The organism is Streptomyces sp. NPDC127177, from assembly GCF_042672475.1.
In the GTDB taxonomy this organism is placed as follows: Bacteria; Actinomycetota; Actinomycetes; order Streptomycetales; family Streptomycetaceae; genus Streptomyces.
This window is the reverse complement of record NZ_JBHXUW010000001.1, coordinates 402072-415863: the sequence shown is the minus strand read 5'-3', so window position 1 is coordinate 415863 and position 13792 is coordinate 402072. Positions and strand designations below refer to the sequence as shown.

Annotated in this window: 13 protein-coding genes; 9 read left to right on the top strand and 4 right to left on the bottom strand. The window is 71.4% G+C overall.

The genetic code is table 11. The annotated features are described in order from the left end of the window. Positions 1–206: 206 nt before the first annotated feature. From ACFVJX_RS01835 to ACFVJX_RS01825, 3 genes are read left to right on the top strand one after another with little or no spacing between them, the layout of a single operon-like run. Positions 207–572 carry an ArsR/SmtB family transcription factor gene (locus ACFVJX_RS01835; protein ID WP_384125133.1) on the top strand — a complete coding sequence of 122 codons (366 nt, stop codon included), beginning with the start codon at positions 207–209 and terminating at the stop codon, positions 570–572. Further along, a complete protein-coding gene (mgtA, locus tag ACFVJX_RS01830) occupies positions 556–3282 on the top strand; it encodes a magnesium-translocating P-type ATPase (protein ID WP_384125135.1) in 2727 nt (908 codons plus the stop codon). Before ACFVJX_RS01835 ends, mgtA begins: the two co-directional genes overlap by 17 nt. Next, positions 3279–3809, top strand: a complete 531-nt coding sequence (locus ACFVJX_RS01825; protein WP_384125137.1) for a GNAT family N-acetyltransferase — start codon at positions 3279–3281, stop codon at positions 3807–3809. The genes mgtA and ACFVJX_RS01825 overlap by 4 nt, the downstream gene beginning before the upstream one ends. Before the next feature lie 18 nt (positions 3810–3827). Here ACFVJX_RS01825 and ACFVJX_RS01820 read toward each other — a convergent pair whose 3' ends face one another. Beyond that, complete coding sequence (locus ACFVJX_RS01820) at positions 3828–5306, bottom strand: LCP family protein (RefSeq protein WP_384125138.1); 1479 nt, start codon at positions 5304–5306, stop codon at positions 3828–3830. Between the two features lie 191 nt (positions 5307–5497). Between ACFVJX_RS01820 and tatA the strand changes: the two genes are divergently transcribed. Together tatA and ACFVJX_RS01810 are read left to right on the top strand one after the other, a co-directional pair. Beyond that, positions 5498–5665: a Sec-independent protein translocase subunit TatA gene (gene tatA, locus ACFVJX_RS01815; protein ID WP_384125163.1), complete on the top strand. Its 168-nt coding sequence runs from the start codon at positions 5498–5500 to the stop codon at positions 5663–5665. A 148-nt stretch (positions 5666–5813) separates the two neighbouring features. Continuing rightward, positions 5814–6389, top strand: a complete 576-nt coding sequence (locus ACFVJX_RS01810) for a TerD family protein (protein WP_384125140.1) — start codon at positions 5814–5816, stop codon at positions 6387–6389. Positions 6390–6469: 80 nt separating this feature from the next. On the opposite strand, the gene ACFVJX_RS01805 is transcribed toward ACFVJX_RS01810, so the two are convergent. Beyond that, on the bottom strand, positions 6470–8584 hold the full coding sequence (locus ACFVJX_RS01805) for an MMPL family transporter (RefSeq protein ID WP_384125142.1): 2115 nt from the start codon (positions 8582–8584) through the stop codon (positions 6470–6472). Positions 8585–8665: 81 nt separating this feature from the next. Here ACFVJX_RS01805 and ACFVJX_RS01800 point away from each other — a divergent pair, with 81 nt between their 5' ends. Both ACFVJX_RS01800 and ACFVJX_RS01795 read left to right on the top strand, forming a co-directional pair. Beyond that, positions 8666–9175 carry a MarR family winged helix-turn-helix transcriptional regulator gene (locus ACFVJX_RS01800; protein WP_384125144.1) on the top strand — a complete coding sequence of 170 codons (510 nt, stop codon included), beginning with the start codon at positions 8666–8668 and terminating at the stop codon, positions 9173–9175. Between the two features lie 62 nt (positions 9176–9237). Continuing rightward, complete coding sequence (locus tag ACFVJX_RS01795; protein WP_384125146.1) at positions 9238–9837, top strand: class I SAM-dependent methyltransferase; 600 nt, start codon at positions 9238–9240, stop codon at positions 9835–9837. 44 nt (positions 9838–9881) lie between these two features. Here the strand turns inward: ACFVJX_RS01795 and ACFVJX_RS01790 are convergent, their stop codons facing one another. Beyond that, complete coding sequence (locus ACFVJX_RS01790; RefSeq protein WP_384125148.1) at positions 9882–10784, bottom strand: oxygenase MpaB family protein; 903 nt, start codon at positions 10782–10784, stop codon at positions 9882–9884. 144 nt (positions 10785–10928) lie between these two features. Here ACFVJX_RS01790 and ACFVJX_RS01785 point away from each other — a divergent pair, with 144 nt between their 5' ends. Then, a complete protein-coding gene (locus ACFVJX_RS01785) occupies positions 10929–11237 on the top strand; it encodes a hypothetical protein (RefSeq protein WP_384125150.1) in 309 nt (102 codons plus the stop codon). 97 nt (positions 11238–11334) lie between these two features. Beyond that, positions 11335–12297: a hypothetical protein gene (locus ACFVJX_RS01780; protein ID WP_384125151.1), complete on the top strand. Its 963-nt coding sequence runs from the start codon at positions 11335–11337 to the stop codon at positions 12295–12297. 38 nt (positions 12298–12335) lie between these two features. Here the strand turns inward: ACFVJX_RS01780 and ACFVJX_RS01775 are convergent, their stop codons facing one another. Continuing rightward, positions 12336–13577, bottom strand: a complete 1242-nt coding sequence (locus ACFVJX_RS01775) for a PucR family transcriptional regulator (protein WP_384125153.1) — start codon at positions 13575–13577, stop codon at positions 12336–12338. Positions 13578–13792: the final 215 nt, after the last annotated feature.

Sequence of the window (13792 nt, the reverse complement as noted above, 5' to 3'; positions counted from 1 at the left end):
GCTCCACCCGCGGGCCGGGATCACTATCGTGAGCATGTGACCGTTTCAGGCCGTTCATTGCCCGGAAGAGCCCATATTCCGATGTGATTGTCAGTTCTACGATGGATCCTGGCCGGTGAGGGCTCGACCCCGGAAGCTCCGACTCCGGCGCCTACACTGGTCCCCTCGGGTGCGAGGAGTCGGCCCACGCGGACGGGAGTACAAGAGTGTCGACAGGTGCCGGCGGCGGATTCCAGGACCCGCCCGCGGAGGTGCTGGCCCAGGCGGCTGCCGCCTTCGGTCTGCTGGCGACGCCCGCGCGGCTGCACATCGTGTGGGCGCTGGCCCAGGGCGAGAGCGATGTGACGGGCCTCGCGGAGCGGGTGGGAGGCACACTGCCGTCGGTGAGCCAGCATCTGACGAAGCTGAAGCTGGCCGGTCTCGTCCGCTCCCGGCGCGAGGGCCGCCGTCAGGTGTACCTGGTGGATGATCCCGATGTGGTGACGGTCGTCCGCCTCATGGTCGGCCAGCTCGCGGAGCGTGCCGGGTATCCGCCCGCGCAACCTGTACGGCTCCATGAGCTCGGCGCCTGAGAACGCCGCAGCGGCGGGAACCGGTGACCGGTCGGCTGCCGTCGTACCGCTGCCCGGCGCCACGGCGGGCCCCGCGGCCACCGGGCGGCCGCCCACCGCACCGACCTCGCTCCAGGTCCTGCGTTCGCTGGACAGCGGACCCCGGGGGCTGCTGGAGACGGACGCGGAGGACCGGCTCGCCCGGTTCGGCGAGAACGTCATTCCAGCCTGGCGCCCGGTCCCCTGGCCGCTGCGCTTCCTGCGTACCTTGCGGGACCCCTTCACTTCCGTACTGCTCTGCCTCGGCCTGGTCTCCGCGGCTGTGAACGCGTGGGGCACGGCGTCCGTGACGCTGGTGCTCGTGGTGGTCAGCTGTCTGCTGCGCTCCGCGGAGGAGCACCGGGCCGACCGGGCGACGGCCGCGCTGCGCGAGCTGGTCGCGACGACCGCGACGGTGCTGCGCCGCAGCGGCACCGACGCGGCACCGCAGGCCCGCGACCTCCCGGTCGGCGAGTTGGTGCCCGGCGACGTGATCAGACTCGGCCCGGGTGACCTCGTGCCCGCGGACGTGCAACTGCTGCGCGCGAGCGGCCTCACCGTGCACCAGTCCGCCCTCACCGGGGAGTCCGCACCCGTCGTGAAGCATCCTGCCGACGCCGGACAGCCCCAGGGCGGCACCGCCGTGCTGCGCAGCGTGCCCGACGGCGGGGCGGGCGTGTTCGCGCAGCGTCAGCTGTGTTTCCAGGGCAGCAGTGTGGCGTCCGGCAGCGGTACGGCGGTGGTGGTGGCGACCGGTGGGGACACCCGGTTCGCCGCCGCATACGACAGGTCGGCGCACCACCGCGGCCCGAGTGCGTTCGACCGGTCGGTACAGGGGATCTCCTGGACGCTGATCCGGTTCATGCTGCTCACGCCACCGCTGGTCCTGATGGCCAATGCGGCGCTGCGCGGGAGGGGACTGGAGACGCTGCCGTTCGCCGTCGCGGTGGCGGTGGGGCTGACGCCCGAGATGCTGCCGGTCATCGTCACGACGGCGCTGGCCCGGGGGGCCTCCCAGCTCGCGCGGGGCAGCGGGGTGATCGTCAAACGGCTGCCCGCGCTGCACGATCTGGGCGCGATCGATGTGCTCTGCCTGGACAAGACGGGCACCCTCACCCAGGACCTGCCCGTCGTCGACCGCTCGCTCGACCCGGCCGGGGAACCCGATCCCCAGGTGCTGCACTGGGCCGCGGTCAACGCGCTGTGGACGCTTCAGCTCGCCGACCTGCCGGCGCCCGACGCCCTGGACGAGGCGGTACTGGACGGCTGGGAGCAGCAGGACATCGCGCTGTCCGGCGCCGGGGAGGCTCGCACCGCTGTCGGGTCGTACGACGCGGTGGCGGCCCTGCCCTTCGATCCGGTGCGCCGCATTTCCACCGCGGTCGTCCGGCTTCCCGGTGGGTTCGGTACCCATGTGCTGGTGACCAAAGGGGCCGTGGAGGCCGTTCTGGAACGGTGCGATCTGGCCCCGGAGGAGCGGGAGCGGCTGGCGGGCGTGGCTGCGCGCGAGGCCGCGGGAGGTTTGCGGCTGCTCGCCGTCGCCCGCACCGAGCGGCCCGCCCGGCTCGGCACGTACACCCCGGCGGACGAACACGGGCTGACCCTTCTCGGCTTCGTGGCGCTGCGGGACGCGCTGACGCCGAGCGCCGCCGACGCGCTGGACGTGCTGGCACGCCGGGGTGTCGCCGTCAAGGTCCTCACCGGGGACCACCCGGGCACGGCGGCCCGCGCCTGCCGGGATCTCGGGCTGGAGCCGGGGCAGGTCGTCTCCGCCGAGGAGGTCGATGCGCTGTCCGAGTCGGAGCTGGCCCGCGTGGCCGCCCGGACGACGGTCTTCGCTCGCTGCACCCCCGGGCACAAGGCCCGGATCGTCGCCGCGCTGCGTACCTCGGGACACACCACGGGGTTCCTCGGTGACGGAGTCAACGACCTGCCGGCCCTGCACGCCGCCGACGTGGGCATCTGTCCGCGCAACGCGGTCGACGTGGCGCGGGAGACCGCGGACGTCGTCCTCGCCGAGAAGGATCTCGGTGCCATCGACCACGCCATCACCGCGGGCCGTCGCAGCAGCGGCAACATCGCCACGTACCTGCGCATCACGCTCTCGTCGAATCTCGGAAACGTGATCGCGATGCTCGCCGCGGGTCTGCTGCTGCCCTTCCTGCCGATGCTTCCGGCACAGGTCCTGGTGCAGAACCTGTGTTTCGACGCGGCGCAGCTGGCGTTCGCCTTCGACCGTCCCGCGCCCTCGGTCCTGCGACGGCCGACGGTGCTGCGGCCGCGGGACTTCCTCCGCTTCATCACGCGGTTCGGGCTGCTGAACGCCGCCGCCGACCTGGCGACCTTCGCCGTGCTCGCCCTTGCTCTGCATGATTCCCGGGCGGAGGGCCAGGCGGCCTTCCACTCCGGATGGTTCACCGAGAACCTCCTCACCCAGGCCCTGGTGATGCTCCTCCTGCGCACCGGCCGGCGGGCCGCTGAGGGGGGCCGGCCCGGCGGGCCGCTGAGGGCGGCGGCGGCCGGACTGGCGGTCGTCGGCGTCCTTCTGCCGCTCACGCCGCTCGGCCCGATGCTCGGCATGAGCGCGCTGCCGCCGCTCTACTACCTGTTGCTGGCGAGCGTCCTCGCGCTGTACGCGGGCGGTCTCGCGGCGGCGCGCAACCGCTATGAACGGAAACGGGGGCTCTCATGACCACGGCGGGCACCGACCGCTCGCGGACGGTTCACGTCCGGCCCGTACAGGTGCGCCGTGCCACCGCTGACGATGTTTCGGCCCTGCTGCGGTTGCGTGCGCTGATGCTGTCGGAGATGGGCATGGACACAGGCGACGGCCACGCGCCTTGGCGGGAGGTCTCGGCGCGGTGGTTCACCGAGCGGATACCCAGGCGGGACGAGTTCGCCGCGTTCCTGGTCGACGATCCGGAGCTGGGCGTGGTGGCGTGCGCGGTCGGGGCGTGCGACGCACATGCTCCGAGCCCGGCCAACCCGAGCGGGCTCATCGGGCACGTGTCCAACGTGAGCACGGATCCGGCGCGCCGTCGGCTGGGACATGCCCACGCCTGCCTGGACGCGCTGCTGACCTGGTTCGAGCGGGAGACGCCAGTGACGGTGGTGAACCTCAACGCCACCGGGGACGGGGCGGGTCTCTACGCGTCGTTCGGTTTCGCGCCGCCCCGGCACCCCTCCCTGCAGCTGCGGACGGCCGGGCCGTCGGCCTGAGCCGTCCGCAGCGCCGGCTCAGCCGTACGAGAGGTCGCTGCAGGGGTCGTCGTCGGCCGAGCGGGCTTCGTCGGCGACGTCGGACGGCACGGCGTCCGGCGTCGGTGACGCGGGGTCCGCAGCGGGGTTGTCGGCGTAGTCGCTGCCGACGATCACCTGGATTCCGGCTTCGGCGGACTGCGTGGTACGTGCGCCTGGGAAGAGCCGGGCCGTGGTCTCCGCCTTCTCCCGGAGGCCGGGACCGTAGGTGACGAGGGTCCCGGTCCGGTCCTGGGAGTTCGCGGTGGCGGTGCCGGTGACGGTGAAGCCGTGCGAGCGCAGCAGTTGTGCCCCCTCCGCAGCGAGTCCCGTCACCGTGGTGCCGTTGTAGACGGCCACGCTTATGCCTGCGCCGGACACGGGAGCGGTCGGTGACGCCGCGCCGGACGGTTTCGAGCCGGTGCCCCCCTTGCCGGCCGCGTTCTGCCCGTCGAGTGTGCGGTCGGCCTTGAGGGACGCCCACAGCGCGTCGGCGTCCGGTTCCACGATCGCGACGCGGGCTCCCTGGTAGCGCCAGGGAACGGTGATGAACTTCGTGTTGTGGAGGTCGATGTTCTTCATCGACAGGGCGAACGACAGCAGCCGGTCGGCCGATCCGAGTCCAGGGTCCACCGTCATCGCGTCGGTCGCCGCGTTGGCGAGGGGCAGCAGGGTCGTGGGATTCAGACCGCGGGCCTTGACCTTCTTCACGAGGGAGCCGACGAAGGCCTGCTGCCGTTTGATGCGCCCTATGTCGGAGCCGTCACCGATGCCGTGCCGGATCCGTACGTAGTCGAGCGCCCGCTGTCCGGAGACCGACTGCGGGCCCTTGGCGAAGACCCGGGAACCCTGGGTGGCCCGCTTGGGGTTCAGATCGCGCTGGTAGATGTCCTGTGGCAGGCAGACGGGCACGCCACCGACGGCCGAGGTCAGTGCGGAGAAGCCGGCGAAGTCCACCACGATGGTGTGGTCGACGCGCAGACCGGTGAGGTGCTCGACGGTGTTCTGGGTGCAGGCGGGGTTCCCCTCGGCCGTCTCCCCCACCGAGAACGCCCCGTTGAAGATGACGTTGTGCTGTGGGGTCGTCCATTTGCCGTCGGGTTCCTTGCAGGCCGGTATGTCGACCAGCGTGTCGCGGGGGATGGAGACGGCGACGGCGTGCTCGTGGTCGGCGTAGACGTGGAGCAGGAAGGCGGTGTCCGAGCGCCCGACCTCGCCCGTGCCACCGCCGAGCCCGCTGTTGGCGCCCGATCGCGAGTCCGATCCGATGACGAGGACGTTCTGTCCTTCTGACGTGTCGGGCGGCCGGTCCCCGGAGATTCCGTCGGCGCTGAACGTGTCGATGCTGCCGGTGAGTTTGAGGTACCCCCAGCCGACTCCGGCGACCAGCAGAACGAGGAAGGAGACCCCGAAGAGGGCCGTCCGCCGCAGACGGCTCCTCCGCCCTCCTGCCCCTGCCGCCTTGTGACTGCCTTGCATCGGCCCCCCGTTCGTCCGGCTTCCATGGAGGCGGAGCCGTATCGCGCCCATGGTTGTACAGTTGCGCAATGTAGCAAGTGTTGGTGTCCGGATGGATCACCGGGCCCGTCCATCGTCGGTCCGAACCACTGTCCACGAACACCTGCCGCAAACATTGACCGGAAGACACCCGAAGAAAGGGCGTGAAGCGCATGCTGCGCAACGGCCTCGAACCCTGGCACCTGCTGATCGTCGCGATCGTCGTGCTGGTGCTGTTCGGCTCGAAGAAATTGCCCGACACCGCCCGCGCCCTGGGCAAATCCATGCGGATCCTGAAGAGTGAGACGAAGGCCATGAAGGAGGAGTCGCCCCCTCAGTGAGAGTGGGTGAAGCGGCCGCGGGTTCCGTGCCACCGCACCACTTCATGGCTTGCGCAATCAGGGAACCACGAGGGAAGGGCCGTCGTTCAACACAGTGACGGCCGAAGAATCACTGATCAGCGGATCACTGGATCATTGGAGGAAGTACATGGGTGTGACCCTGGCCAAGGGCGGCAACGTCTCCTTGTCGAAGGAGGCGCCCGGCCTGACCGCGGTGACGGTCGGCCTGGGCTGGGACGTACGGACGACGACGGGCGCCGATCACGACCTCGACGCCAGCGCGCTGCTCTGCTCGGACGCCGGCAAGGTCCTCTCCGACCTGCACTTCGTCTTCTACAACAACCTCAACAGCCCGGACGGCTCCGTCCAGCACACCGGCGACAACCTGACGGGCGAGGGCGAGGGCGACGACGAGTCCATCAACGTGGACCTGTCGGGCGTCCCGGCGGATGTCGCGAAGATCGTCTTCCCGGTCTCCATCCATGACGCCCAGAGCCGGGGGCAGAGTTTCGGCCAGGTGCGCAACGCGTTCATCCGCGTCGTGAACCAGGCCAACGGGGTTGAGCTCGCCCGCTACGACCTGAGCGAGGACGCCTCGACGGAGACGGCGATGGTGTTCGGCGAGCTCTACCGCAACGGGGCGGAGTGGAAGTTCCGCGCGGTCGGCCAGGGGTACGCCTCCGGCCTGGCGGGCATCGCGTCCGACTACGGCGTCAACGTCTGACCGACCGGTCCGGTGAACCGCGGATCCACGGGTCCCGGTCCGCACCCCTGCGAGGTGTGCGGACCGGGACCCGTCCGGGTCTACTCGCCCCCGGCGGCTCCCCGCCGCTTCACCCCGCGGCGGCTGATCGCACCGGGCCACCATGCCCTCGGGCCGATGTCCACCACCAGGGCCGGAGCGAGCAGCGAACGCACCACCAAGGTGTCCAGGAGAACCCCGAAGGCCACGATGAAGGCGATCTGGGCGAGGAACGCCAGCGGGATGACGATCAGCGCGGCGAACGTGGCGGCCAGCACCACTCCGGCCGAGGTGATCACGCCACCCGTGCTCACCAGCCCCCTCAGAACACCCTGCCTCGCCCCGTGCACCAGGGCTTCCTCCCGGACGCGTGACATCAGGAAGATGTTGTAGTCGACCCCCAGGGCCACCAGGAAGACGAATCCGTACAACGGCACGGAGGCATCCGTACCGCTGAAGCCGAACACGTGCTTGAAGACGATCGCCGAGACACCGACGGTCGCGAGGAAGTTGAGGCCCACGGTGGCCACGAGCAGGACCGGGATCAGTACGGATCGCAGCAGCCCCATCAGGATCACCAGAATGATCACGAGCACCACCGGCACGATGATGGCGCGGTCGCGCTCGGCCGTCTGCTGGGTGTCGTACTGCTGCGCCGTGTAGCCGCCGACGAGCGCGTCGGCGCCCGGGATCGCGTGCACGGCGGTACGCAGGCGCCGCACCGTGGCCTTGGCCGCGTCGCTGTCCGCGGCATCCTTGAGTGTCACGTCGATGCGCACGCGACCGTCCACCACGACGGGCGCGCCCGCGCCCGGCCGTCCGGAAGCCGTGACGGGCGCCGCGGAGGAGACACCGCGCGTCCCCCCGGCCGCGGCTGTCACCTCTTCGGTGTGCGCGGCGTCCGCGATGACGACGGCGGGGTTGCCCGACCCGCCGGGGAAGTGCCTGCCCAGGGTGGCCTGCGCGGAGACGGACGGGGCGTCGTTCACGAAGATCTCGTCCAGCGGTACGCCCTGCGATTTCAGCGTGGGCGCGAACGAGGCGCAGGCGACCAGGGCGAGGAGGGTGGAGATCCAGACCTTGCGCGGGGTGCGGTCGATGCGCGCCGCGACCCGGCGCCAGAGGCCGTGGCCGCCTGACGCCTCGTCGGCCGGACGCGGCTTCGCCGGCCAGTAGGCGGCCCGGCCGCACAGGACGAGCACCGCCGGCAGGAAGGTCAGTGTGCTCAGCACCGCGCAGACGATGCCGATGGCCCCCACCGGGCCGAGCGCCCGGTTGTTCGTCAGATCGCTCAGCAGCAGGGCCAGCAGACCGAGGGCGACGGTCGCCGCGCTCGCGGTGACGGCACCCAGGGAGCGGCGCAGCGCTGCGACGGCCGCGGTCGCGCGCTCACCGTATCTGGCGAGCTCCTCGCGGAATCGTGCGGTGAGCAGCAGCGCGTAGTCGGTCGCGGCACCGATCACCAGAATGGACAGAATGCCCTGCACCTGGCCGTCCACGCGTACGACGCCGTGGTCCGCGAGGACGTAGACGATCGCGCAGGCGAGGGCGAGCGCGAGGACGGAACTGATGATGATCAGGAAGGGCAGCAGCAGACTGCGGTAGACGAGGAGCAGGATCACCAGCACGGCGGCGAGCGCGACGCCCAGCAGCAGGCCGTCGATTCCCGCGAAGGCGTCCTTCAGATCTGCCTGGCTGGCCGCGGGTCCGGCGATCCCGGCCGTGGTGCCCGCCACCGAAGCCGCTGCCGCACGCACCCGGTCGAGCGTGTCCGGGAGCGCGTCACCCAGATCGGAGCGCAGTTGTACGACGCCGGAGAGCGCCTTGCCGTCCTCGGACGGCAGGGCGGGCGACGGTGTTCCGACGATTCCCGGCTTCCCGGCGAGGGTGGCGAGCGCCCGGGTGGAGGCGGCCCGCGCGTCGGCCGGAAGCGGGCCCCGGCTGCTGGTCCAGACGACGATCGCGGGCACCGTCCCCGACCGCTGGAAAGCCTTCTGGGCGTCGGCGACCTTCGTCGACTCGGCGCTGCGCGGCAGGAACGCGGCCTGGTCGTTCGTGGACACCTCGCCGAGCTTCCCGGCGTACGGGCCCAGGGTCCCGCCGATGCCGAGCCAGACGACGAGCAGGGCTACGGGCACCAGCCAGCGGACGATGCGGTGCCGCGGTGCGGGCTTCATTGCTTCCCCAGAGGTCGGCGCACGATCATTTTCTCTCGATCATTCATTATCTCAACGATTGAGAGATATTACTCTGGAGGCATGCGCACCGCAGACGGAGGCCCGGACAGAGGCATGGACGACGGGCCCACCGGGCTCCAGTCCTTCGCTGTGCTGCTGCGCCGTATGAACAGCGAGTTCAATCGGGTCACCCACGAGTTCGCACAGTCCCAGGGGCTGCATCCCACGGATGTGCAGGCGCTCATCGCGATACTCGACGCCGAGCGCACCGGTGCGGGGACGGCCATGACGCCGGGGAGGCTGCGGGAGCAGCTGGACCTCACCTCCGGGGCGGTCACGGCGTGTCTGGACCGCCTGGAGCGTGCGGGACACATCCGGCGCGTCCGGGACAACGGCGACCGCCGGGTGGTGCATCTGCACTACGCCGCCCCGGCGAAAGCGGTGGCCCGCGAGTTCTTCATGCCGCTGGCGGAGAGCACGGAGACGGCCCGGCGCCAGTTCGACGAAGCCGAACTCGCCGTGGTGGTCCGCTTCCTGGACGCCATGAACGACGAGCTGGCGCAGTTGCGCGGAATCGGGCGGAAGTCCTGAGCGAGCCGGGCCCCGGGGACGGACCGCGCCGGGCTGGGGATACCTTGCGCGATCATGTGCGTATGGCCGATGACCACGCACATGTCCGGGACTTCTTCGCCGCGCGTGCCGCGGACTGGGACACCCGTTTCCCCGACGACGCTCCGGCCTTCGCCGATGCGGTCTCCGCGCTCGGGCTCCGCGCGAACGACGCCGTGCTCGACGCGGGTTGCGGTACGGGAAGGGCGCTGCCCTTCCTGCGGGCGGCGGTCGGCCCCGGGGGTACGGTGCTGGGCGCCGACCTCACCGCCGCCATGCTGCAGGCCGCGGTGCGCGCGGGCCGCGACCGCTGCGGGCCGCTGATCCAGGCCGACGCGGCCCGGCTCCCCCTGCGGTCGCGGACCCTCGACGCCGTGTTCGCGGCCGGGCTGATCTCGCACCTGTCGCGACCGGGGCCGGACCTGGCGGAACTTGCCAGGGTGGTCCGGCCGGGCGGGCGGCTGGCGTTGTTCCATCCGATCGGCCGGGCGGCGCTGGCCGCACGGCACGGTCGCGCGCTCACCGACGACGACCTACGGGCGGAGAGCAACCTCCGCCCGCTGCTGGCTGATTCGGGATGGCGGCTGTACTCGTACGCCGACGAGGAGGCCCGCTTCCTCGCCCTGGCCGAACGCATGGCCTGACCCCCGCCGGCTCCTCACCCCGCGCCCCGGCCGGCCCCCTCGCCTCACTCGGCGGGAGCGTCCGGGCGGCTGAGGTGGCGAACGGGGCAGCCGCCCGTGCCGGGCGTGGGATACGTACCGAGCGCGGCCACCTCGTAGCCACCCGGGTACCCCTTGATCTCGGGGTTCTGGCGGGCGTAGTGCGGGGTACCGCGCGGTGGCAGCAGACGCACCGCGCGCGCCCGCAGCCGCAGGGCGCCCCGGGTGAGCCCCCGCGCCACGGAACCCGGCCGCTCGTACCGGAAGGCCCGCAGCAGCGAGTCGTCCAGGAGCGCCAGGCTCGCGCCGCGTGCCACGCGTGCCAGGGGCCCCGGGTACCACGAGGCCATCAGCGCCAGCGTGGCATCCGATACGGCGCGCGCTCCCTCGTCCCAGCCGAAGTGCTCGCTCTCGTAGTCGTCGAGGGTGCGCTCGAAGTCCTCGTACGTGCGGGGCAGGTCCTTGATACCCATGTGCGCGCCCAGGGTCCGGTAGTAGGCGGCACAGGCCCGCAGTTCGTGCGGGGAGAGCCGGCGCCACCCGTAGGCGTCGAGCCACCGCTTCGGGGTGATGACGAAGGTGCACAGCACGTAGCGCATGTCGTCGTTGCTGATGTCGTAGCTGCTGTGCATCCGGTTGATCCGGCGGATCGCCGCACGCCCCGGGTCGCTGTCGAAGCCGTGCTCCACGACGGCGTCCAGAAGCAGCGCGGTGTCGTCGTACCGCTTCTGCGAACGGGTCGTCAGTTCGGCTGTCTCGGCAAGGAGCCGGCCGATGGACGGCACGGCATAGGTCCGGTACAGGGCGAGTTCGAGGGCGCGGGTCATGTCCCAGGGGAACTCGTACGTGGCGGTGATCCGGTAGATCTCCAGGAAGTCCCGCTCCGGATCGAGGCGTTGGATTTCCTTCAGCCGGTCGTAACGCTTCACCGATCCGCCCCTCTTGTCCAGGTCGAGTGTCCAACCCTACGTGGACGGGCAGGACCGTGAGTACGTATGACCGGCAGGGACGGTACGTGTCCTCACGTGCTCACGACACCCGTGCCGCACGCACACATCGGAAGGGCGGTTCCCATGACCGACATGCTCGGCATACTCCGCAGAGCCGTGACCCCCGGCCGCAAGGGCAGCCGGTCCGGCGCTCCCGCGACGCCGCCGGAACGCCGGCAGCACAACCTGTTCGACGCGGCAGCCACCTTCATCGCGGCATCGGTGGAGGACGACCAGGAACGGATGGAGGAGGCCGGCGGATGGGTGTCGCCGGAGGCGCTCTCCTTCGGTGTCGGAGAACTGGCCCAGCGCGCGGTCCTTACGCTCGCCCGTGAGCGCGGTGAGTCACCCGAAGTGGTGGCGCGCACGCTCCTCGGCCTCGCCGAGCGGTGAGCGGACCGTCCTGCGGCGCACCGGATCCAGGAGTTCTGCCTTGTCAGGGCCTCGACGAGCGGGTTACCCACTGGTTAGGGTGCGCCGACGGACAACCATGACGGATGAGGAGGGCGCAGTGACCGGGACGGACAACACAGTCGCCGACGAAGACGCACTGTATGTGCTGACCGCGGTCCTGCTGACCCCCGCGCAGTTCCCGAGCGTTCTCGGAGACGACTACCCGGCGGCGTGCGTGGCGCTCGGCCTCGAACCGTACGCCGACGGATACGGGCTCGTCATGGGCCAGGACAGCGACGGTGCCAGGTGGACCGTCGTCGTCGACGACGTGTCCCTGGTGGCCGTCGCTGTCGCGTCCTGGGACTGCGGTATGGAGTACGACCTGTCGCCCGACGACCGCACGGTGGTCTGCGCGCTGCCGGGCTGGCCGCTCGACGTGGCGGTCTGCGCCCCGGGCGTGCCCGCCCCGCACGACCCGGCGCCGGACCCGGAGGCGGACGGCGACGATCCACGGCCGCTGGCACCGCCCGACCCCGATGCGTGGGGACCGCCCCAGCGGCGCCTCGGCGCGGACGCGATAGCCCAGCAGTGGACGGCCTGGCGCGAACAGATCGACGACGAGAGCGCCTTCGCGCCGACGGACGAAGCCGGTGCGGACTCCGCCGCCGAGGACGATCCGAAGCAGGAGCCGGGGCCGGAGCGAGTGGAGGAGGAGACCACCGCGACGGAGGACAGCGGCGACGCCGCGCAGGACAGTGGAGACACGGAGGACACCGACGCCTCCTCCGGTACGCATCCCGGTGTCCGGAGGGCCCTCGCCGAGGCGCACGCCTACGTCGGTACCCCGCCGCCGCCCGGCCGGGTGCGTTCCTCCTTCGCCTCCGGGGACGCCCGGATGATCCGAGCCGACGGCCCGGGCTGGTCCATGGTGGCCAGGACCGACGACATCGCCTTCATGCTGCTGGACGAGATACCGGGCGAGATACTCCCGGTGGGGCGCGGCACTGAACTGCCCGCTCTGCTCACGGCCCTGGACGCACTCGCCGTACGGCCCTCCTGAGCAGCGGAGCCTTCCGTCCGGCTCCCGGCCCGCCGCCCTCAGGCCCCGTCGGGGCGCATGCTGAGGGCGCGCAGCGCCAGTTGCATCTCGAACTGCGCCGCCGGGTCATGGAGGCGGTCGCCGAACACCTCGTCCAGCTGGCGCAGGCGGTAGCGGACGGTCTGGGGGTGGACTGCCAGCCGGCCCGCGACCTCGCTGGCGTTGTGACCGCACTGGAGCCAGCAGAGCAGCGTCTCGGCGAGGCGTTCGCGCTGCGGGGACCGGATGGCCTCGAGCGGACGCAGATGGCGCCGGGCTATCGCGTCCACCAGTGCCTCGTCCCGGAAGAGCAGCAGCGTGGCGAGGTGGTCCACGCACCGCACCACCCCGCCCGAGGGCAGGATTCCGCGCCGCGCCAGCTCCAGGGCGTCCAGCGCCCATCGCAGCGAGCGGGCTCCCTCGTCCAGGGCGACGGTCGGGCCGACCGCGGCACGCAGTCCGCTCAGGGCCCCGGCGATGGCCCGGCCGCGGCCGGGGCCCTCCGGGTCGGGAACGACCATGACGCCGGGCTGCGCGTCGAAACAGGCCAGGAACTCCGGCGGGACGATGGGGCGCGCCGCCTCCGGCACCCTCGCGTGGTCGACGACTACGACAGCGAGTTCGCGTGGGACGGGCCACTGGGCGATATGGGCGAGGTCCGTGATGGCGTCGGTGGAGGCGGCGGGGTCGGCCGTCAGCAGGTCGATGAGGCGGGTGCGGCGCAGTTGGAGTTCACCGGCCGCGTGCAGCCGTGCCTCGGTGTAGCCGATGGTGGTCGCGGCGGCCATTTCGTCCAGGTGCAGGAAGAGTGCCTCACCGAAGGCGGCGAGCACGTGCCGGGGCAGTCGCTCGGCGTCGACGAGGGCGTTGACCTTGCGCCAGGTGACGCGGGCGCCCAGGCGGAGCGCGGCCTGGAAGGCGTCGAGGCTGCGTCCCTCGTCGGCCTCGCCCCGGCCGATGCGCTGGTAGGTCGCCTTCACGGCTTCCCAGTCGGTGTCCTGCTCCGCCATCCGCGCGAGGAACCCGCCCAGGGCCTGTTCGACGCCCCGGTGCACGACATGCGTGTAGGTGTTGTCGCGAGGGCGGTCGTACTCGTGTATCTCCGCCTTGATCGCTCGCACGACCTCTTCGGTGATGTCCGAGAAATAGGGTCTGAGATGGTCGTGGAGTCCGGCGGGGAACGCACGGAACGCGGCCTGTGTCTCGTCCTTGCTGCCGCCTTCCGTGACGCCGCCGGTGGCGGGTGGGGAGCCGTTCACCATGGATGCATCCTCTGCGCGTGGGGACAAAGGGGCTCGGTGAAGATACCGCCCGGACGGTCCGGTGGCCCCTCGGGGGCGGACAGACATGCTGTCGCGGCGGGGGGGTTTTGGTTGTAATAGTGGCCCCCCTCACACCGGCCCGCCGCCCCCCCCACCCCGAGCGGCGGGTCGGGGGGGGCGCGGGGGGGGGGGGGGGGGGTGACGCGAGGAAGCGC